Source organism: Streptomyces sp. 130, assembly GCF_007096885.1.
Lineage (GTDB): Bacteria > Actinomycetota > Actinomycetes > Streptomycetales > Streptomycetaceae > Streptomyces.
Genome location: NZ_VJNO01000002.1, coordinates 224,493 through 243,559, shown reverse-complemented (window position 1 = coordinate 243,559; position 19,067 = coordinate 224,493). Strand labels below are relative to the sequence as shown.

Below are 19,067 nucleotides of genomic sequence, written 5' to 3'. Positions count from 1 at the left end.
CGTTCGGCACGGCAGCAAGGAGAACGCTCATGAAGTACGTGTTGTTCATCGCCACGGACCCCGCCGGGGAGCCCGCCGACGAGAACCCGCAGGCGTGGGCCGAGAAGTGGAACGGCCGGGGCGTCCGGCTGGAGGGCATGCCGCTCAAGCCCGTCGAGGAGACGAGCACGGTCCGGGTCCGCGGGAGCGACATCCTGGTCACCGACGGCCCGTTCGCCGAGACGGCCGAGTGGATCGCCGGGTACGACCTCCTGGAGGCCGCTGACCTGGACGAGGCGATCGAGGTCGCCGCCTCGCACCCGATGGCGACCGCCGGCCGCATCGAGGTCCGCCCCGTCGCGCCGATCGACCACGGCCCGGGCACGGACAACGTCCCGCACGAGGGCGACGCCCCCGCGTCCCGCTTCCTCGCCCTCATGCGGACCGACCCGGCCGCGCCGCCGTACACCCCGGACCCGGCCGAGGTGGCCGCATGGGTACGGGACGGCCTGGCGTCCGGCCGCTACCTGGGCGGCGAGCACCTGAGCCCGGTCGAGGACGCCACGCTCGTACGGCGGCGCGGGGGCGAACTCCTGATCGCGGACGGGGCGTACGCGGACGTGCCGGAGTGGGTCACGGGCATCGTCTTCGTCGACGGGGACCGGGAGCAGGCGCTGGAGTACGTGGGGCGGTGCCCGATGGCCCGGTCGGGGCTGGTGGAACTGCGGGAGTTCTGGCAGGACCTCGGATGAGTGCGGGGGCGGGGGGCTCTGGTGGGACGGGGCCGGTGGGGGCCGGGGTTGGCGGTGGCACCGCCCCGGCGGCGGCCGTCCGTGCGGCCGTTGGGGCGGCGGGGACCTCCGCTGGCGCGGCGGCGGAGGGGGCAGGGGCCTCCGGTGGGACGGGGGCGGCGGCGGGGGCCTCCGGTGACACCGCCCCGGCGGCCGTCCGTGCGGCCCTCGCCGCCGCCCACCGGGCCGAGTGGGGCGCCGTGTTCGGCACGCTCGTCCGCCTCACCGGTGACTGGGAGCTGGCCGAGGACTGCGCGCAGGACGCGTTCGCCCGCGCCCTGCCGGCCTGGGAGCGCGACGGCGTGCCGCGCAGCCCGGGGGCGTGGCTGGTGACGGCCGCCCGGCGCCGCGCCGTGGACGTCCTGCGCCGCCGTACGACGGAGCGCGACAAGATCGCCGAAGCGGCGGCGCTGCAGGAGGCGTACGAACCGGCGCCGCCCGGCGACGAGCGGCTGAGGCTGATCTTCACCTGCTGCCACCCCGCGCTCCCGCTCGAAGCCCGGGTGGCCCTCACCCTGCGCGCGGTCGGCGGCCTCACCACGCGCGAGATCGCCCGCGCGTTCCTGGTCGGCGAGGACACCGTGTCGCAGCGCGTCCTGCGTGCCAAGCGGAAGATCGCCGCCGCAGGCATCCCGTACCGCGTACCGCCGCCCGGCGCACGCGCCGAACGCCTCGGCGGGGTCCTGGCCGTGCTCTACCTGATCTTCACCGAGGGGTACGCGCCCAGCGACGGCAGCACCCTCCGCGACCAGCCGGCCGAGGAGGCCGTCCGCCTGGCCCGCCTCGTGGTGGCCGAGGCTCCGGACGAGCCGGAGGCCCGTGGCCTGCTGGCCCTGCTCCTGCTCCAGCACTCCCGCCGCGCCGCCCGGCTCGACGCGGTCGGCGGCCTGGTCAGGCTGGAGCACCAGGACCGCTCGCTGTGGGACCGCGCGCTGATCACCGAGGGCGCCGCGCTGGCCCGCGAGGCGCTCGTGGCGGGCGGTCCCTACGCGCTCCAGGCGGCGATCGCGGCCCAGCACGCCCTGGCACCGGACGCCGCCGCCACCGACTGGGCGGCCGTCGTGGCGCTGTACGACCGCCTCCTCGCCCTGCGCGCCAACCCGGTCGTGGCCCTCAACCGCGCGGTGGCCGTGGGCATGCGGGACGGACCGCGGGCCCAGCTGGCGGCCGTCGACGCGCTGGGCACACCGAAGGAACTCGCCGGCCACCACGCCCTCCCCGCCGTCCGGGCGGACGCGCTGCACCGCCTCGGCCGTACGGAGGAGGCGGCGCGGATGTACGAGGCCGCGAGGGCGGCGGCGCCCAATGAGGCGATCGCCGCGCAATACGCGCTCCGGCTCACCGGCCTGGGGCACCCGACGAAGGGAACACCGCACGATGGCTGAAACCAACCGGAACGAGATACGGGCCCGCATCGCGAAGGGGCTCGTCTACACGGAGACCGAGGCGGCCTTCCTGGCCCCGGCCCGCCGCGCGGACGAGATCTTCGCGTACAACCGGACGCCCCCGGGCGACACGCGGAGGCGGCGTGCGCTGCTGACCGAGATCTTCGCCTCGGTGGGCGAACGCACGGTCCTCCAGGCGCCGTTCCACGCCGCGTTCGGCAGCAACGTCCACATCGGCGACGACTTCTTCGGCAACGTGAACCTGACGTTCGTGGACGATGTGGAGATCCGCATCGGCGACGACGTCATGATCGCCCCGAGCGTGACCCTGACGACGACGGGCCACCCGGTGCACCCCGCGCGCCGGGCGGATTTCGGCCGCTTCTCGGAGCCGATCGTCATCGAGGACAAGGTGTGGATCGGCAGCAACGTGGTGGTCCTGCCGGGCGTCCGCATCGGCTACGGCTCGGTCATCGGCGCGGGCAGCGTCGTGAGCCGCGACATTCCTCCGATGAGCGTCGCGGTCGGTACGCCGTGCCGGGTGGTCCGGCCGATCACGGACGACGACCTCACCACGCGCATGTAGGGGGCCCGCTCACCAGGCCCCGTGGTACCGCACGCCCAGGGTCGGAGCGGCGACCGCCGTCGCCAGGAACACGATCCCGCCGACGATGTCGTGGGAGCCCACCCGCAGGTGGGCGATGATCGCGCCGATGAAGTAAGAGGATGAGCCCGCACGCGGCGAGCGTGCCGAGCGCGGGCACGGCGAACCCGGCGAGCAGTCCCAGGGTGCCCGCGGCCAGGCACATCCCGAGCCATGGGACGTATCTGCGGGGGATGCCCTTCATATCGGCCTGGGTCTTGGGGTATTCGTGGCCGATGAGGTAGGTCAGGCGGCGGCGCCGTTGAAGAGGACGCCGAGGACGGTGACCGTGAGATATGCGGTGCGCACGCTTCTTTTCTCCGCTCCGAGGGAAGGGCCGCCGGCCGCCCCGAGGAGGGGCGGCCCGCTCTTCGAGCCCGACGATCGACGGCCCGGTTTCGTGAGGCCGCGACGGCTTCGAGCGGTTCAGCGCGCCGAAGGCCCGGCGGAGGGCTCGGTCAGCGATTCCGCCAGCCGGTCCGCGAAGGCGGTGATCCACTCCAGCTCGGGCCCGCCCCTGGCGACCCGGAACCCGTGCCGCCGGGCCCAGAACGCCGCCTGCACGGCGTGCAACTGCGCCCACCGCCGCACCCGTTCACGTTCCAGCCCGGCGGCGTCCGCGAAGACGTCCACGATGCGGTGGGCGGCGCGGCGGAGGTCGTGGGCGCCAGGTTCGGCCTTCGCGAGGGCGTAGGCGCGGGACTTCATCAGTGCCCCGACGTCGTACGCCGGATCACCCACGTACCCCTTGGGATCGACGGCGAGCCACGGCTCGCGCCCGGCCCGCAGGATGTTCCGCCCGTGCAGGTCGCCGTGGACGAGCGTGCCGGGCTGAGCACGCCCCAACTCCCTTACGGTGGCGAGCGCGGCGCCGATGACGGGGCGCGGCAGGGCGTGCGCGAACTCGGCGTCGTCCCCGCGCAGCCCGTCCTCCCACTCCCCGGCCCGCTCGCTGAGCCGGGGCAGCCCGGTGGGCGCGGGCACGGCGAGCCGCCGCCCGAGCCGCGCGGCGACGGCCACCACCTCGTCCCCGTCGACCGCCTCGGCGAGCGTCACCGGCGAGACCCGCTCCAGCAGCATCGCGTACCGGACGTCGTCCCGCTCGTACAGCGCGACGGCCCCGCGCCCGCCCCAGGCGGCGAAGGCGTCGGGCTCGTGGTCGTTGCCGGGATGCGGGAAGGAGACCTTGAGCACGGCGGGGGGCGTGCCGTCGCGGCGTACGGGGAGGATGACCCCGACGCCGCCGTGCATGACGTCGCCGTCGGGCGTGCAGCGCCAGTCGTCGGCCAAGCCCGAGACGATGCCGGGCAGTTCGGCGATCCACTTCGCCCCGGTGGCTCCTTCGCGCGCGATGGTGGTCCGCGCGAACTCCTCGGGAACGGTGATCATCCGGGCACCTTACGCGGACCAGGCCCGGGCTCACCCCTGAGATACCGCCCCCAGACCTGGGCCTTGCGGAAGGGCCCGTCCCCGTCGCTGGTGTACTGCGGCGAGTCAAAGGCGACCATGTACACCAACTCGCCGTCGAGTGCCTGGGGATGGGCGTTGGGCTCGGGGGCAATCGCGGCATCGACCGTCCCGGTGAACTCGACAGCCTGCCAGGGGCCGTCCCAGTCCGCGTCGCGTACGACGACGACCCGAGTGCCGGGGGCCATCGCGCCGGGGGCCGGCGCGCCGGGTGGCCGGGCCCGGCTCAGCACCGGGAAGTGGGACCGCCGGCCGGAGCGCCCGTACGGCACCGGCCCGGAGCACACCTCGCGGTGGCGCCGCCCCTCGTGGTTGGCGTTGCGGGGGAGGTAGCCCTGGAGGAGGTCGGCCGCCCGCAGATCCGCGTGGAGGTGCCCGGCACACTCGGCGACGGGGTCGGCGGAGGCGGGGTCGGTGGGCCGGAAGCCGCCGTCGGCCAGCCGGAACGCCCGGCCCTCGTCGTGGTCGACGCCGCCGGCCGCGACGAGCCTGCCCGAGCGGAAGGCGGCCGCGTAGGCATGGACGCCGATGCCGGCCACGACCACGGGCGCGGCGAGGCTGAGAAACGATCCCAGCAGAAGATCCTCGTCATCGAACGCGTCGAGCGGATCGGGCCCCGCAGGCACCCCCGCCGCGACGCGCCACGCGCGCACGTCGTGCGGCGTCAGCCCGCCCCGCTCGTAGACGAGCTCTTCGACGGTGTGCTCCAACTCCCACGGCGCGGGAAGCACCCACCCCACCGGCAGGCCGGGGCCCTCACCGGTACGCGGGACGTAGGCGGAACCGCCGGGTATCACGAGCTCGTACATCGGCAACACCCGTGCGTCGAGGGTGAGTACGCAGTTGAGGTGGAATCCCATGAACAGCATCCTCGCGCACGCCCCCGAAGGAGCCCCCTCCGATGACCGCGACCATCCGCCCCGCCCGGACCTGATCGAGGGCAGCGAACGCCTCTACGGAGCCCCGGAGCTCCAGCCCCGCACGAAACGTCGCACGTACGTGAGTGAACCGTGGCGCGGGAACGGCCTCGGGGCGCGCTCGACGGCGGAACTTCGCGCGGTGGCGCTGGGCCGGGAGGGGTGCGGCCGGGTGGAGTGGACGGCGGATGCGGAAGACCCGGGGCGGGGTGAGGTGGAGCGAACGGGACGCGGAAGTGAGGGCGTTGGCCTACGCTGGGCGCGTATGCCTGCTGTGTGAGCGTTGAGGCGGTTATGCCGGAGTGAGCGAAAGTGGTCAGAAATCACGCCGACACGAGATAAAGCCGCAGGTCACAAAGTGCTCCCCGCACGCGCGGGGATGGTCCCCGCGCGTACCGTGCGCTCAAGCAGCAAGGCCTGTGCTCCCCGCACGCGCGGGGATGGTCCCACCCCAGGCTGCTGGACGGCTACCTGTACATCGTGCTTCCCGCACGCGCGGGGATGGTCCCTGCGGGCGGAGGCTGAGCCCGCGTAGGGCGAGGTGCTTCCCGCACGCGCGGGGATGGTCCCTGGACCGGGATGCCGCGCCGGGTGAGGTGGTGGTGCTCCCCGCACGCGCGGGGATGGTCCCTCGCCGCCGCCGTTCACCACATCGCCACCGGGGCGCTCCCCGCACGCGCGGGGATGGTCCCCGTCCGGGACCGTCACCCTGGACGACGAACCGCGCTCCCCGCACGCGCGGGGATGGTCCCCAGGACGACGAGCAGCTGCACGACGACGAGCAGCGCTCCCCGCACGCGCGGGGATGGTCCCGACGGGTCGAGGCGCTGCAGCAGGCGGCGCTCGCGCTCCCCGCACGCGCGGGGATGGTCCCCCCTAGACATGCAGACTCGGAGTCTGCATCATGCGCTCCCCGCACGCGCGGGGATGGTCCCCATCGCGATGGCGCTCTGGACCCGGAACAGCAGCGCTCCCCGCACGCGCGGGGATGGTCCCAGGCCGACGGCGTACAGGCCGTCGCCGGAGTCGCGCTCCCCGCACGCGCGGGGATGGTCCCGGCCAGGCATCGGGCGTACGACGGCGGGTGGGGCGCTCCCCGCACGCGCGGGGATGGTCCCACGTCCGCCTGGAGCACCTGACACCCCCGGTCGCGCTCCCCGCACGCGCAGCCGTCGCGATCTGCTCCCCGCACGCGCGGGGATGGTCCCGCACCGGGTGGAGGTGCGGCCCCACTCCCGTCCTGCTCCCCGCACGCGCGGGGATGGTCCCGGGGTGGTCGGCGGCCTGGTGCAGCAGGCCCGCTGCTTCCCGCACGCGCGGGGATGGTCCCAGCTCCGAGATGAAGTGCACGCGCCCTCCTAGCTGCTCCCCGCACGCGCGGGGATGGTCCCCACGCGAGCAAGTACGGCGGGGCGTTGGCCAGCTGCTCCCCGCACGCGCGGGGATGGTCCCGCTCGAACTGCTGCGCCGCATGGCATGGATGACTGCTCCCCGCACGCGCGGGGATGGTCCCTGCACCTCAGCCACCAGCTCCGGCACGTCCGTCTGCTCCCCGCACGCGCGGGGATGGTCCCCCCGGTGCCCGACTTGCTACGCCGTGACGCCCATCGCTCCCCGCGCTCCGTGAGGACGGTCAGCGACCAACGCGCAGGCCTCGCCAGGCCTCACCATGGAGGCCCCACGTACCCTGGCCGCCATGTTCGCCCGCCCTGATACCCACCCCACGCCACCCCTCACCCTCCACCCCCTCACCTTCGCCCCCGACGAGATCGGCGAGGTCGTCGCCCTTTACGCCAGTAACCCCGCCTACTGGCGCGCGGCAGGCGAGTACGACCCCCGGGACATCCAGGCGGCGAAGGTTGAAGCGGATCTCAGAGGGGAAGCCGCCACGGAGGGCGGTGAGGTGTTGCTTGCCCGGGACGGGGAAGGGCGCCTCGCGGGGGTCGTCTGTCTGCTCGACCGGCATCCGAAGGACGGCCTGCCGTGGATCGGGCTGCTCATGGTGGACGGACACTCCCGCCGTACGGGGCTCGGGCGGCGGCTCGCCGGGCTGGTCGAGGAGCGGTTTCGGGCCGAGCAACGGAGCGGCATCCGGCTCGCCGTACTTGAGAACAACCCGGACGCCCTCGCCTTTTGGAGCTCCCTCGGATGGCAGGAGATCGACCGTCGTCAGGACCTGGCCCACGACCGGCCGTGCATCGTCATGCACAAGCACCTGGCCTGAAGGGGGCGGCGCCCACCACCCCTCGTACCCCACCCACCGCCGAGCGGCGATGGGTGGCCCGGCCCTCGGACAGCGGCCGGTTGGTCGCTCAGACCGTGTCGAACTCTCCCGCTCTGACACCTTCCACGAACAACGAGAACGCCTCAGTGGAGAACGACACCCTCGGGCCGCCGGTCTGCTTGGAGTCGCGGAGGGGAACGGCCCCGGTTGTGGCAGCGAGGTTGGTGGCCACCTCGACACAGTCGCCACCGTTCGAGCTGTACGAGGACTTGTGCCAACGGGGGGATTCGTTCGTCACGGGGTGCCCTTTCGCAACTGGCTGATCATGGCCACCGACGCCGCCTGCGACATGGTCTCGGCCTGCAGTTGATGGTAGGCCGTGAGCATGGGCACCACGGTTGACGGTTCCCGGTCGACGTACCCCTGCAACTGCGATTCGGCGTACCCGACTACAGACCGGTCGGGGAGGGTGAGCAGGTTGACCGGCATGTCGAACGCCCGCCGAGCGCCTATGGCGAACGGTGATACGTGAATGATCCAGTTGGGGAGTGCGGCGAGTTTCTCCAGCCGTTCGAGCTGGGCATGCATGACCTTCGGGCCGCCGACGGCCTGAAGAAGACAGCTCTCGTCCATCACAACAAACACCATGGGCGGCCGGGGCCTGACCAGTGCCGCTTGCCGCTCCAACAAGAACGAGACGCGTTCGTCGGCCTGTTCAGGGGTGATAGAACCACGTTGCAGCTCACCTTCGGCTACCGCTCGCGCGTACTCAGACGTCTGCATCAGGCCAGGGATGAGCCCGATACGGAACAACCGGATCTCCACCGCACGCGCCTCGTAACCCACGTACTCCGGGAAGCCCTCCAGCAGGCTGCCGTGCCTCATCTCGCGCCACTCACGCTCGAACGACTCCGGCGTGCCGACGAGTTCGAGCGCGACGTCCAATCTCCGCGAGAACGGCAGGGTTGCGGATTTACGACCAGTTTCGATCGCGGAGATGTGTCGGCCCGTGCAGCCGACCATCGTGGCGATGTGATCCTGAATCCAGCCACGAGCCTCGCGCATCCTGCGTAAACGCGCGCCGTACGCCGCCTGAGGTGACGCGTCCGGATTCAGCTCCTTGATGTTGACCAATATGCCCTCCGTGGCTGCCACGTTGATGACTTTGCGAGGCTAGGTCACGCTGAGCGCGTCTGGTAGTGAAACCGCTACGGAGGGACACGAAAGCGTGCCTATTGAAGAGCATGGAACCGCGCCGGCCCCAGGCCCACTCCCCACCCGAACCCACGACGAAGTCCTCCCGCGCCGCGAGCTGCGGCGGGACCCGGACCTCTCGCGTTACGCCTCGCTCGCCGCGTTTCCGCCCTGCCGGTGCGGGGCGTCCATCTGCCCGGACGGCCCGCCGAAGGCCGGGGCGTCGTCGGACGACATCCGCGCCCGCGTACGGGAGACGAACGCGATGCACGCGAAGTACCGCCTGTGACGGCGACGGCGACGGCGACGGCGACGGCGACGGCAACGGCGCGGGCCCCACGCCGTCGCGCCGTCAACACGCACACCGGAAGGAGCGGAAGGAAATGAACGAGGTCATGAGGGAAACGACGGCGCACGGCATCGCGGTACGCGTGGACGGCGGCGGGGACGGCCTGCCCGGGACCCCGTGGCCCGGCCCCCAGGACCCGCCCTCGCCGGACGGCGGACCGGGCGTGCCGAACCCGCCGAAGGGTGCGGCGGCGGCATGAGCGAGCAGGCGGTGACGGCGTACCCCACCCGCGCGGACGTGGCGCACGCCCTCACGAGCGGCGGCGTCCTGAAGACGGGCTGGCTGGACGCGTATGCGCGGGTGCCCCGGCAGGCGTTCCTGCCGGACACGATCTGGCCGTACGACATGGCGACCGGGCGGACGGTTCACGCATCGCGGACGGAGGACGCGCAGGCGTGGCGCGGGTACGCGGACGCGGACGTGCCGATCGTGACGCAGTGGGACGACGGGGCGCACGCCGGCCGCGTACCGGGCCGGCTGCCGACGTCGTCGGCCTCGATGCCGAGCGTCGTGTTCCGGATGCTGGACGAGCTCACGGTGGACGACTACTGCTGCGTCCTGGAAATCGGCACGGGAACGGGCTGGAACGCGGCGCTGCTGGCCCACAAGGTGGGCGAGGAGAACGTCGTCAGCGTGGAGGTGGACGAGGCGGTGGCGAACCGGGCACGCGAGGCCCTGGCCCACTTCTTCGGCGCCCCGGTGGACGTGGTGCACGGCGACGGGCGCGCGGGGGCGCCGGGGCGGGGCGGGTTCGACCGGGTCATCGCCACGTGCGGGGTCCGTGAGATCCCGTACGCGTGGGTGGAGCAGACGCGGCCCGGGGGTGTGATCGTGGCGCCGTGGGGAACGGGCTTCACGAACGCGGACGCGGTTCTGCGGTTGGTGGTGGACGCGGAGGGGAAGGGCGCGAGCGGGCGGTTCACGGGCCCGGTCGAGTTCATGAAGCTCAGGGCGCACCGGTCGGCCCCGGTCGACCATGAGGCGTACGCGTCGGGACTCCCCTCCGCTCCGGCATCGACGACCACCTCCGACGCGGCGAGGGCCCTGTCCGCGACCGACCGCTTCAGCCCGCTGGTCTTCGCGCTGGGCCTCCGCGTCCCCGCCTGCGCGTACGTCGCCGCCGAGAAGGTGCGCGGTACGCAGCCCCACTGGTTCTACGGCCGTAAGGACCGGTCCTGGGCGTGCGTGCTGGTGGAGGACGGTGAGGCGGCGGCCCGCGTGTGGCAGTGGGGCCGGCGTCGGTTGTGGGACGAGGTGGAGGGCGCGTACGCGTGGTGGGTGGAGCGGGGACGGCCGGGGTGGGAGCGGTTCGGGGTGTCCGTGCGGGGGGAGGGGGAGCGGGTCTGGGTGGATGAGGTGGGGGAGTGGGTGTGACGGGGTGGTGTCCGGCCGGTCGGACGGCCGGCCGGACGGCTGGCGGGAACGGGTCTGCTCGACCAGATGATCGCTCCGAGGGGGCGCCGGGAGGCGTCATCCGCAGCTCGCTCAGGCACTCCGGCAATGCCCGGATCTTGTGCGAAGCTGTTCCCGCTGGCACTTTCCGATCAAGGCGCCTGTTCTCAAAATGGGTTTCCCGACTTCGTCCGGCGCCCGCCCGCACCCGGGCTATGGGGACGTGAACTTCTCAGGAGAGTCATGGCACTGGAGATGCGTGAACGCTGCGAACGCTGTGAAGCGGCGTTGCTGCCGGACTCGTCCGCCCGGATATGTTCGTACGAGTGCACGTTCTGCGTGTCCTGCAGCGACGAACTGCGGCACACCTGCCCCAACTGCGGCGGTGAACTCGTCGTCCGCCCCCGCCGGGCGTAGGCACCGCTGCCGAGCAGACGGTCAGCTCAGCCGCCCAGGTCAGTGACCGTACGCGGTGGGTGAGCGCGTGGCGGGTTCGGGGCGGCCGATGGACCAGCCGCGCCGGACGAAGTGCTCGCTTGGTACGTCGGCGAACGCGGCCAGTCACCGGCTCGAACATGCCCCCTCACCGAGGGACGCGGGCGGACGGCGGTTCAGCGGCGAAAGTGCGATGACCGAGTGGCTAGGTTGCTACGCGTGCCCGCTATAGCCCTTTAGAGCGAAAGGTCGGAATGCTTGAAAGTGGTCGAGAATGGCGTGACCGCGGAGTAAAGTCGCAGGTCACGAAGACTGCTCCCCGCACGCGCGGGGATGGTCCCGGTCTGGGTGCTCATGCGGTGCTCCGGTTTCGCTGCTCCCCGCACGCGCGGGGATGGTCCCTCCCACGTCGCGGTGGCACCGGACCGGGACAGCTGCTCCCCGCACGCGCGGGGATGGTCCCGAGATGTCGGCGCCGTCGCGGGGGTCGGTACCCTGCTCCCCGCACGCGCGGGGATGGTCCGCAGGACGCCCACTCGATGGCCGGCCAGGCCGTCTGCTCCCCGCACGCGCGGGGATGGTCCCGGCAACAACCTGACCGTCGGCGACGACCTTGGCTGCTCCCCGCACGCGCGGGGATGGTCCCCACGTGTTGGAGGAGGTCACCTCCCGCTTCGCCTGCTCCCCGCACGCGCGGGGATGGTCCCTCCCGGCGGGCGGACAGGGCGGGAATCCCGTCCTGCTCCCCGCACGCGCGGGGATGGTCCCGTAACCAACGTTCGCCGCAGCCCGTGCGCACTGCTCCCCGCACGCGCGGGGATGGTCCCAGCGCCGCGATGGAGGGCTACTTCGAGGACGGCTGCTCCCCGCACGCGCGGGGATGGTCCCGCAGCGACCGCGCCCAGGCGCCACCCTGAGTACTGCTCCCCGCACGCGCGGGGATGGTCCCCCCCCAGTCGGTCGCCGCAGCGCGCAGAGCGCCCTGCTCCCCGCACGCGCGGGGATGGTCCTTTTCATTCACGCACCAAAAACAGGCGACGTGGTCAAGGACTGCTCCCCGCACGCGCGGGGATGGTCCCCGGTCGGCGTCCCACGTACCAAGCGGCGTCCTCTGCTCCCCGCACGCGCGGGGATGGTCCCTCGGATGCCATGTCCCTGGTACGCGAGGCGGACTGCTCCCCGCACGCGCGGGGATGGTCCCAGGACCGCCACCGCGCCACTCAGGAGAACCTGGCTGCTCCCCGCACGCGCGGGGATGGTCCCGAGCGGTACAACACGTGCCGCCCCAGCATCTACTGCTCCCCGCACGCGCGGGGATGGTCCCTCCCGGGACCGTCGGCAAGGGCGCCTTGTTCTCTGCTCCCCGCACGCGCGGGGATGGTCCCTCGCGCTGGAACTGGAGCACGGCGGAGAGCACCTGCTCCCCGCACGCGCGGGGATGGTCCCGACGCGGTCGCGGACACATCGGCGGCCAGTACCTGCTCCCCGCACGCGCGGGGATGGTCCCCGGTCATACAGTCCGTCGTCCCCGAGCCGGCGCTGCTCCCCGCACGCGCGGGGATGGTCCTTCGCGAAGCGAATTCTTTCACTGCCCCATGGACTGCTCCCCGCACGCGCGGGGATGGTCCCAAGTTCCAGGAGCGGAGCGTGGACCCCCGATCCTGCTCCTCGCACGCGCGGGGATGGTCCCACGGACTGCTCCGGCCGGCCGCGCTCCGGAGATCCTGCTCCCCGCACGCGCGGGGATGGTCCCATCGGCTCCCGGATCGTCTCGAAGATCAAGAGCTGCTCCCCGCACGCGCGGGGATGGCCCCGCCGCCGACCGTGAACTCCTCGCCCACCCCGTCTGCATCCCCGACGCGCCGGGATGCACCCGCGCCCGCACCCGCCCCGTGCGTCGTCTCAGGCGTTCGCCGCGCCTGCCCGAACGGGTGGGCACCAAGCCCCCGCAGGCCCCAGGGTCACCGCGCGGCCATATGGTTGAACGTGTTCAACGCGCAACGCGGTTGGCGGGAGGGGAGGTTCAGTGGCAGGCGGGTGCTACGTGCGTGTCGGGGTGGTGGCGTTCGGTTGGCTTCTGGTGGCGTGTGCCGGGCCCGCCCAGTACTACGGCGGGACCGGCGTCCATGACGTCACAGCCACCGAGGTCACCGGCGGCTGGGTGAACGCCGAGGGCGCCCGTGTCGAGTTGCGCGAGGACGGGACGGCGGCGGTCAGGAAGCTCGACGGGCAGGACTTCGCCTACGACGAGGGCTGGCGCCTCTCCGGTACGGGGGCCTGGCGGCTGGCCGACAGCGAGGGCGGGCAGGTCGTCCGGCTCGCGCTGAAGGCGCCGGCACGGGTGGACAGGCGCGCCCCTGGGACCGCCGAGGACACCCAGCCGCCGTCCTCGTACAACTGGTACCTCTACGTGGACCGTTCGCAGCGCGAAAAGGAGGTGAAGCTGTTCTCCTTCTACGGGGACCCCGACGTCGGCCATACGTACGTCCTCACGCGCACGGGTAGCAAATAGCCCGGGACGCACCGGAGTCCGCGTGACTACGGTGGTTCGCATGACCCACGCCCCCACCTCCCTCACCCCCGACCTCATCCGCGCCCTCCTCCGCGACCAGCACCCCGACCTCGCCGATCTCCCCCTCAGCCTCGCCGCACGTGGCTGGGACAACCAGCTGTGGCGGCTGGGGGACGAGCTCGCCGTACGGTTGCCGTGGGCGACGGAGTCCGCCGACGAGCTGCTGTTGAAGGAGCACGCCTGGGTCCCCGGGCTGGCCCCGGACCTTCCTCTGCCCGTCCCCGTGCCGCAGCGCCTCGGCGTACCGTCCGCACGCTTCCCGCGGCCCTGGCTGATCACCACCTGGGTGCCCGGGGAGCCGGCCGACCGGGTCCCGGCGACGCACGCGGAGGACGCGGCCGACACGTTGGCCCGGTTTCTCAGCGCCCTGCACCGGCCTGCCCCGGCCGAAGCGCCCGTCGGGCGGGGGCGGGGCGGGCCCCTCGGGCCCTACGGGGACCACTTCGCCCAGGCGCTCGCCGCAGTCACCGGGCGGGGCCTGATCCCCGATCCCGACGGCGTCCGCAGCGTGTGGCAGGACGCGGTCGCCGCTCCCGACTGGGGCGGGCCCGCGCTGTGGCTCCACGGCGACCTGCATCCCGCCAACGTGTTGACGGCCAACGGCACGTTCTGCGGGGTCGTCGACTTCGGCGACCTCTTCGCGGGCGACCCCGCCTGCGACCTCTCCGCCGCCTGGAACCTGCTCCCGGACAACGCCGCCGACCGCTTCCACGCCGCCTACTGCCCCACCCCGGACGTGGCGACTCTTCGCCGCGCGCGTGGGTGGGCGGTCCTGCGCGCACTCAGCGCCCTGCTCATCGCGGACGACGGCGACCGGGGGCTGCCCAACGGCAAGTCGACGTGGGGGCCGCCCGCTCGGAGGTCACTGGAGCGGCTGGTCGCGTCCCTGGGGCAGTGAAGCGACCGGCCGGCGTTGCGGAGCCCGTAAAAAATCACTCGGCTGGGACGCGGGGCGCGCCTTCGGGCCGCGGCCACCGCCGCACCGCCGGCCCGCGCTCAGCCCCCGTACGGTCCCATGTTCTGGCTCTGCGCGTGCCCGTGCGCCAGGCCCTGCGCCTGCCCCTGCCCGGCCGCCCCGCGCTCCCAGGCCCCGCGCGCGCCGGAGCCGCCGCGCATCCGCAGGGCCACGAGGCATGCGCCGAGGACCACGACGAGACCGACTACCACCGCGATGACCAGAACCATGACTTCCCCCGCTCCGCCGGAGGGGCCGCGGACTGCGGGCCCTCGCTGATGGGGTCCATGGTCGCGCGTGGGGCGCTCCGGGGAAAGCGGGATTCCGGCCCGGTCCGCCGGCGCTTCCGCTCAGGCGGCATGGGGGAGGGACGCGGCGAAGGAGGCCAGGGCGGTGAAGTCGTCGTCCCGCAGCCCGATGCGCGGGTTGACGTGGTGGAGGAGCGCCGGGGCCGGGTGATGGGCGCTCACGTGGGCGTGGTCGGCGTCGCTCTGCTCGTCGTCGACCCAGGCGAAGGGGCGCCCGCCGGCGTACGCGAGCAACGCCTCGCACTTCCAGTGCACCCCGTCGGGACGCTCACGGAACAACCCGTCCCCGAAGTCGACGAACGGCAGCTCGGGGAGGCCGAGGACGGGCCCGATCCAGGTGTTCGCGTCGTTCATCCAGGTGGTGGCCCAGCACAGCTCGTACCCGAGCGCCGCCAGCGCGGCGCCGTGACCGGGGTTGAGCCACACCCGCAACGGCCTCGCGGGGGACTGGAGCACCCCGTGCGCTGTAGCGGCGACGGCGTCCCGGGGGACGCGGACGGTGGTGTAGCCCGCCGGGCGGCGTTCGGGCTGCGCGGCGTACGGGTTGAGCGGTCCGTCGATGTCCAGGAAGAGAAGGGGCGGGGCCGCCATGAGACTCCCTCGGGTGCGGGCGGGCGGGGCGGGACGTGGCGTGAGCGTAACGCCCGGGCGGAGCCCTTGACCTCAAGCTTGGTCGAGGTCGCACGATCGGGCCATGAACGAGACGAGCACCGCCCCGGACCCGCAGGACCACGTCGAGATCGCCGCCCTCATCAGCGGATTCTTCCGCGCGCTGGACGAGCGCCGCTTCGAAGAGGGCTGGGCCGACGCCTACTTCACCGGCGACCTCCATGTGACGACCCCGGTCGGCGCGGCCACCAGCGCCGCAGCGGTCCGCCTCGCGGAAGAAGCAGTTAACCGCTTCGCAGCCACGCTCCACACCTCCTCCGACGTCCTCGTCCGCCCCGCCCCGGACGCCCGCACGGCCGACGTCACCTGGAACGCCCACATGACCCACGTACACCGCGAGTCCACCCTCCGCGCCCGCGGCGAGGGAGCCGACCCGCTCTTCACGGTGGGCGGGGTGTACGAGGGCCGGTTCCGGCGTACGGACGAGGGGTGGCGGATGAGCCGGATGGAGGTGCGGGCGGTGTGGACGGTGGGGGAGGCGCCGGGATTGGGGGCACCCGCGGCAGTCTGTGAGACGGAGTTGGCGGGCTGAGGGTGGCGGAACCGCTACGAGGCGCGCATCGCAGCCGACAGCACGAACGCCACATCCTCGTGCCGGCCGGCGTCGACCAAGGCCGCGGCGACGTTCAACACCGCCTGGCGGTCGGCGCGTTCTGCGACGTTGATCAGTATGGCTTCGGCGGCGTCGCGCAGCCCAGCGGCATGGCACGACGCCACGGCTTTGACGATGTCCGCAGCGGCGTAGGACATGCCCGCCCGCCAGAGCAGAAAGCCAGCATCGTGCTTTCGGTCAGCGGCGAGGTATCCAGCCACCAGTTTCGTCTCTGGCCAGGTGAGCTCCGCGGCATCTACGGGGTGCCGGTCCCCCTCTGGCAGGGGGACCGGCACCCCGCTCTGCTTTGGCGCCAGCGGGATCTCGCGCCGCAGGGTGCGGCGGCGCAGGCGCCGGGCCCGTGCCAGCCCGGGATTTTCGACGGTGGGTGAAGCCGGCTGCTCTCGTCCTGCGTCTTCGGACGTCGTCGGGTAGCCGACTGTGCAGCACGCGCAGTGCTTCTTCCTGGCGTGAACGCGGAGTCCGTAGAGAGCGTCCAAGGTGTGGGGCAGTGGTCCGTGTCCTGCCGCTGAGGCGTCCTTCTCTACCACCGCGTAGAAGTCCCGCAGAAGCCTTATGTCCGGGATGCGGCCACCGTTTAGGTGGTTTGAGAGGGTTGTCGGTTCCTGATGGGCGTCCCTAGCGATGTCTGCCTGTGTGCGCGGGCTGCATTCCCTTACCTCTCGCAGCGCTGTTACCAGGGCCCGGTGGGCGGCGGTGATCCGGGGCGGCAGTTCCTTCCAGGACTTTCGATTGGAGGTCACGCACACCTTCTGTTCATTCGGGGGCGGCAGATGGGCATCAATTGTGGCTGAGGCAGTGGCCTTTCGGGAAGGTGTGGATGTTTTCCGTAAGGCCTCGAAACCTTGCGGAACCTGGCGTAGTGACCGTCAGGCAGTCAGAGTGGTGATGCCCGGAAAGGGAGGTCGGCCACCCGGCGCTCCCGGGCATTGCTATGCACCTGACAGCTATGCATCTGACATAAGGGGGTCCGGATGACTCTGCCGTCGTGGCAGGACGGAAAGCTCGGAACGATGAAGCGCGCGGCGCTCTGGCTGCTGACCGTGGTGGGGGAGGGCAACGTCTTCACCAAGGAGGACGTCAAGAAGGCTTTTCCTGGCATCGCCCAGGCGGATCGCCGCGTCCGCGACCTGCGTGGCTACGGGTGGCAGATCGTGACCCACAGGGAGGACCCCGGCCTGGGGCAGAGTGAACAGCGGTTCGTCGCGCAGGGGCAGCCTGTCTGGGAACCGGGCAAGGCCACCAAGGACAGCTCGTCCCTTACGGACACCCAGCGCCGGAAGATCCTGGCCCGTGACGGCAACCGCTGCCGGTCGTGCGGAATCACGCCCGGACAGGAGTATGCCGGCACCTTCGAGACCGCCCAGCTCGACATCGCCCGGCGGAAGGTGAAGCTCCCCACTGGCACCTCAGTGGTGCAGCCCATCGCCGAGTGCCACCGCTGCCGCGTGGGGGGCCGTTTCCACGAGGCCGACCTGGGGGCTGTTCTGGAGGAGATTTCCAAGCTCGGCGGGTTGCAGCGGCAGACGCTTACGGCCTGGGTCGCCGCCGACGAACGTGAGTTCAGCCCCGTGGAGCGCGCCTGGGCCGACTTCCGTACGCTGCCGGCGGACTCCCGCGACGAGGTGCGCAAGGCCCTCGGACTTCCGCCCGCCTGAGACCGGCTCTCAGCTCATGGCGGGGCCGCCCGCCCCGGCGGCCCCGCCATGAGCTGAGATGAACCTTTCAAGTAAGAGGAGAACGGACCGTGAGCAACAACGCCGGGGACTTCGGTCTGCCGCCGCATGCTGAGAAGAACAAGGTGACCGTTGAGCAGCGTCTCAGGGAAGTGGCCGCCGGCGGAGGGCTGCAGGAGACGCTGACCATCGAGTGGCGGACGAAGCCGCAGGTGGTGCAAGTCATCGATATGCCGGTGGACTCGCTGTACTACAACCCCGGCACACACCGCATCCGTGCACAGCGCAGCTACGATCCGCAGTTGGACCGCCGGCTGGATGAAGACCCGTGGAGCGACGAGAGCCAGAACTATCTCGATCACCTTCTGAAGGCTGAGCCCTCTGACCCCTCGAAGCGGGACAAGGACTTCGATGCGCTGAAGGAGAGCCTCGCAGACTTCCGGCAGAACGAACCCGGGCTGATCACCCGCGAGGGCATTCTGGTCAACGGCAACACGAGGGCGGCGGCGCTGCGAGAGCTTGCCGTAGCTGAGATCCGGGTGGCTGTCCTGCCGGACTCATGCACCTGGGCGGACATTAACCGTGTCGAGCTGTCCCTCCAGTTGCGCCATGACACCCGTCGCCCGTACTCGTACATCAACCGGCTGCTCACCATCGACGAGCAGGTCGAGGCCGGCCGCCCGCTTAAGGAGGTCGCCCGGGACTTCCGCATCCGGGAATCGACCGCTGAGCAGGACCTGTGGGTACTTTCCTGCCTCCGGGATCTGAGCGACAGGTCGGCGGCTGAGGGCGTACAGCTGAGGCTCCTTGACTTCGAGGACGCTCAGGAGCGGCTCCGTGAGGTGCACCGCGCTTATGCCAAGGAGTCCAAGTCTGATGTGCAGAAGGCCGAGCTGCTGAAGGAGAACCGTCTCGCGGCCATCGTGATGAACTTCTCCAAGACCGATGTCCGTCTCATCGAAGCGGACTTCCGTAATCGGTACTTGGAGCACCGACTTCCGGACGCGCTGAAGCCCGCCCCCGCAGCCGCTCCCGGGCGTGTCATCCCCGGCATCAACCGGTCGGTGAAGGCCGAAGCGCCGCAGGTTGCCGCGGCCCGCGCCTTCACTGACTCCGTGCTCCGGGCCAAAGCGGTGGTCCGGGCCCAGGCGAAGGTACCCGCTGCCCAGGTGGAGGCGGCGTCGTCTGTCTTCGAGGCGGCGCACAAAGCGGTGGAGGCCGCGCTTGAGCCCGCCGGAAAGGACGCCCGCGTCCGCAAGCGTAAGCAGGCTGCTCCCGACCGTCTCAACGACGCCTGTCAGGACATCGAGCAGTGCATCACCGACATGGTGCTGGCGAGCGGGGCCCGCAGCCTGGACGAGGAGGCGCTGGACGAGGCGGTGCTCAAGCTCAGGGCTACGCTGAAGAAGCTGGCCCAGGCCACGGCTCGGACCATTGAGGTGCCGGGTGAGGGCGTCGAATGGCTGCGTGAGGCCGTACGGCAGGAGCCCTCGTGACC

19 protein-coding genes, 1 pseudogene and 2 CRISPR repeat arrays are annotated in these 19,067 nt (G+C 71.9%); of the genes and pseudogenes, 12 read left to right on the top strand and 8 right to left on the bottom strand.

What is annotated here, in order from left to right; translation table 11 throughout:
• The first annotated feature begins 29 nt into the window (after window positions 1-29).
• The 3 genes from FKN01_RS03305 (at window position 30) to FKN01_RS03295 (ending at window position 2,741) form a co-directional block, all read left to right on the top strand.
• The gene (locus tag FKN01_RS03305) at window positions 30-731 is read left to right on the top strand and encodes a YciI family protein (RefSeq protein ID WP_143616167.1); all 702 of its coding nucleotides are present in this window, start codon (window positions 30-32) and stop codon (window positions 729-731) included.
• A 239-nt stretch (window positions 732-970) separates the two neighbouring features.
• On the top strand, window positions 971-2,155 hold the full coding sequence (locus FKN01_RS03300; RefSeq protein WP_143616166.1) for an RNA polymerase sigma factor: 1,185 nt from the start codon (window positions 971-973) through the stop codon (window positions 2,153-2,155).
• Window positions 2,148-2,741, top strand: coding sequence for a sugar O-acetyltransferase (locus FKN01_RS03295; RefSeq protein ID WP_143616165.1), 594 nt, complete (start codon window positions 2,148-2,150; stop codon window positions 2,739-2,741). The genes FKN01_RS03300 and FKN01_RS03295 overlap by 8 nt, the downstream gene beginning before the upstream one ends.
• Before the next feature lie 9 nt (window positions 2,742-2,750).
• Here the strand turns inward: FKN01_RS03295 and FKN01_RS03290 are convergent.
• The 3 genes and pseudogenes from FKN01_RS03290 to FKN01_RS32955 all read right to left on the bottom strand — a co-directional run bounded on the left by FKN01_RS03290 (window position 2,751) and on the right by FKN01_RS32955 (window position 5,125).
• Window positions 2,751-3,107 (bottom strand): annotated as a pseudogene (locus FKN01_RS03290) (DoxX family protein).
• 117 nt (window positions 3,108-3,224) lie between these two features.
• On the bottom strand, window positions 3,225-4,187 hold the full coding sequence (locus FKN01_RS03285; RefSeq protein ID WP_143616164.1) for an aminoglycoside phosphotransferase family protein: 963 nt from the start codon (window positions 4,185-4,187) through the stop codon (window positions 3,225-3,227).
• Window positions 4,184-5,125 (bottom strand): hypothetical protein, encoded by a 942-nt coding sequence (locus FKN01_RS32955; protein WP_260696750.1) that lies wholly within the window; start codon window positions 5,123-5,125, stop codon window positions 4,184-4,186. Before FKN01_RS32955 ends, FKN01_RS03285 begins: the two co-directional genes overlap by 4 nt.
• 415 nt (window positions 5,126-5,540) lie before the next feature.
• A CRISPR array of direct repeats spans window positions 5,541-6,818; the repeat unit is 27 nt; unit sequence GCTCCCCGCACGCGCGGGGATGGTCCC.
• A 60-nt stretch (window positions 6,819-6,878) separates the two neighbouring features.
• Between FKN01_RS32955 and FKN01_RS03275 the strand changes: the two genes are divergently transcribed.
• Window positions 6,879-7,406 (top strand): N-acetyltransferase, encoded by a 528-nt coding sequence (locus FKN01_RS03275; RefSeq protein WP_143616163.1) that lies wholly within the window; start codon window positions 6,879-6,881, stop codon window positions 7,404-7,406.
• Between the two features lie 88 nt (window positions 7,407-7,494).
• On the opposite strand, the gene FKN01_RS03270 is transcribed toward FKN01_RS03275, so the two are convergent.
• The gene (locus FKN01_RS03270) at window positions 7,495-7,704 is read right to left on the bottom strand and encodes a DUF397 domain-containing protein (protein WP_143616162.1); all 210 of its coding nucleotides are present in this window, start codon (window positions 7,702-7,704) and stop codon (window positions 7,495-7,497) included.
• Window positions 7,701-8,540: a Scr1 family TA system antitoxin-like transcriptional regulator gene (locus FKN01_RS03265; RefSeq protein ID WP_143616364.1), complete on the bottom strand. Its 840-nt coding sequence runs from the start codon at window positions 8,538-8,540 to the stop codon at window positions 7,701-7,703. Before FKN01_RS03265 ends, FKN01_RS03270 begins: the two co-directional genes overlap by 4 nt.
• Window positions 8,541-8,983: 443 nt before the next feature.
• On the opposite strand from FKN01_RS03265, the gene FKN01_RS32415 reads away from it, so the two are divergent.
• From FKN01_RS32415 to FKN01_RS03245, 5 genes are all read left to right on the top strand, one after another.
• Complete coding sequence (locus FKN01_RS32415; protein WP_185992727.1) at window positions 8,984-9,148, top strand: hypothetical protein; 165 nt, start codon at window positions 8,984-8,986, stop codon at window positions 9,146-9,148.
• Window positions 9,145-10,323, top strand: coding sequence for a methyltransferase domain-containing protein (locus tag FKN01_RS03260; protein ID WP_143616161.1), 1,179 nt, complete (start codon window positions 9,145-9,147; stop codon window positions 10,321-10,323). The genes FKN01_RS32415 and FKN01_RS03260 overlap by 4 nt, the downstream gene beginning before the upstream one ends.
• 261 nt (window positions 10,324-10,584) lie before the next feature.
• Window positions 10,585-10,758, top strand: a complete 174-nt coding sequence (locus tag FKN01_RS03255) for a DUF1272 domain-containing protein (protein ID WP_143616160.1) — start codon at window positions 10,585-10,587, stop codon at window positions 10,756-10,758.
• Between the two features lie 330 nt (window positions 10,759-11,088).
• Window positions 11,089-12,651: a CRISPR direct-repeat array (repeat unit 28 nt; unit sequence CTGCTCCCCGCACGCGCGGGGATGGTCC).
• A gap of 169 nt (window positions 12,652-12,820) precedes the next feature.
• Window positions 12,821-13,288 carry a hypothetical protein gene (locus tag FKN01_RS03250; RefSeq protein WP_143616159.1) on the top strand — a complete coding sequence of 156 codons (468 nt, stop codon included), beginning with the start codon at window positions 12,821-12,823 and terminating at the stop codon, window positions 13,286-13,288.
• Window positions 13,289-13,328: 40 nt separating this feature from the next.
• Complete coding sequence (locus tag FKN01_RS03245) at window positions 13,329-14,246, top strand: aminoglycoside phosphotransferase family protein (RefSeq protein ID WP_143616158.1); 918 nt, start codon at window positions 13,329-13,331, stop codon at window positions 14,244-14,246.
• Window positions 14,247-14,344: 98 nt separating this feature from the next.
• Here FKN01_RS03245 and FKN01_RS03240 read toward each other — a convergent pair whose 3' ends face one another.
• Together FKN01_RS03240 and FKN01_RS03235 are read right to left on the bottom strand one after the other, a co-directional pair.
• On the bottom strand, window positions 14,345-14,533 hold the full coding sequence (locus FKN01_RS03240; protein ID WP_143616157.1) for a hypothetical protein: 189 nt from the start codon (window positions 14,531-14,533) through the stop codon (window positions 14,345-14,347).
• 120 nt (window positions 14,534-14,653) lie between these two features.
• The gene (locus FKN01_RS03235) at window positions 14,654-15,202 is read right to left on the bottom strand and encodes a hypothetical protein (RefSeq protein WP_143616156.1); all 549 of its coding nucleotides are present in this window, start codon (window positions 15,200-15,202) and stop codon (window positions 14,654-14,656) included.
• 103 nt (window positions 15,203-15,305) lie between these two features.
• Here FKN01_RS03235 and FKN01_RS03230 point away from each other — a divergent pair, with 103 nt between their 5' ends.
• Window positions 15,306-15,812, top strand: coding sequence for a nuclear transport factor 2 family protein (locus tag FKN01_RS03230; RefSeq protein ID WP_143616155.1), 507 nt, complete (start codon window positions 15,306-15,308; stop codon window positions 15,810-15,812).
• A 14-nt stretch (window positions 15,813-15,826) separates the two neighbouring features.
• On the opposite strand, the gene FKN01_RS03225 is transcribed toward FKN01_RS03230, so the two are convergent.
• Window positions 15,827-16,636 carry a hypothetical protein gene (locus FKN01_RS03225; protein WP_143616154.1) on the bottom strand — a complete coding sequence of 270 codons (810 nt, stop codon included), beginning with the start codon at window positions 16,634-16,636 and terminating at the stop codon, window positions 15,827-15,829.
• Window positions 16,637-16,867: 231 nt separating this feature from the next.
• Here FKN01_RS03225 and FKN01_RS03220 point away from each other — a divergent pair, with 231 nt between their 5' ends.
• On the top strand, window positions 16,868-17,551 hold the full coding sequence (locus FKN01_RS03220; protein WP_143616153.1) for a hypothetical protein: 684 nt from the start codon (window positions 16,868-16,870) through the stop codon (window positions 17,549-17,551).
• A gap of 89 nt (window positions 17,552-17,640) precedes the next feature.
• On the top strand, window positions 17,641-19,065 hold the full coding sequence (locus FKN01_RS03215; RefSeq protein WP_143616152.1) for a transcriptional regulator: 1,425 nt from the start codon (window positions 17,641-17,643) through the stop codon (window positions 19,063-19,065).
• Window positions 19,066-19,067 lie beyond the last annotated feature (2 nt).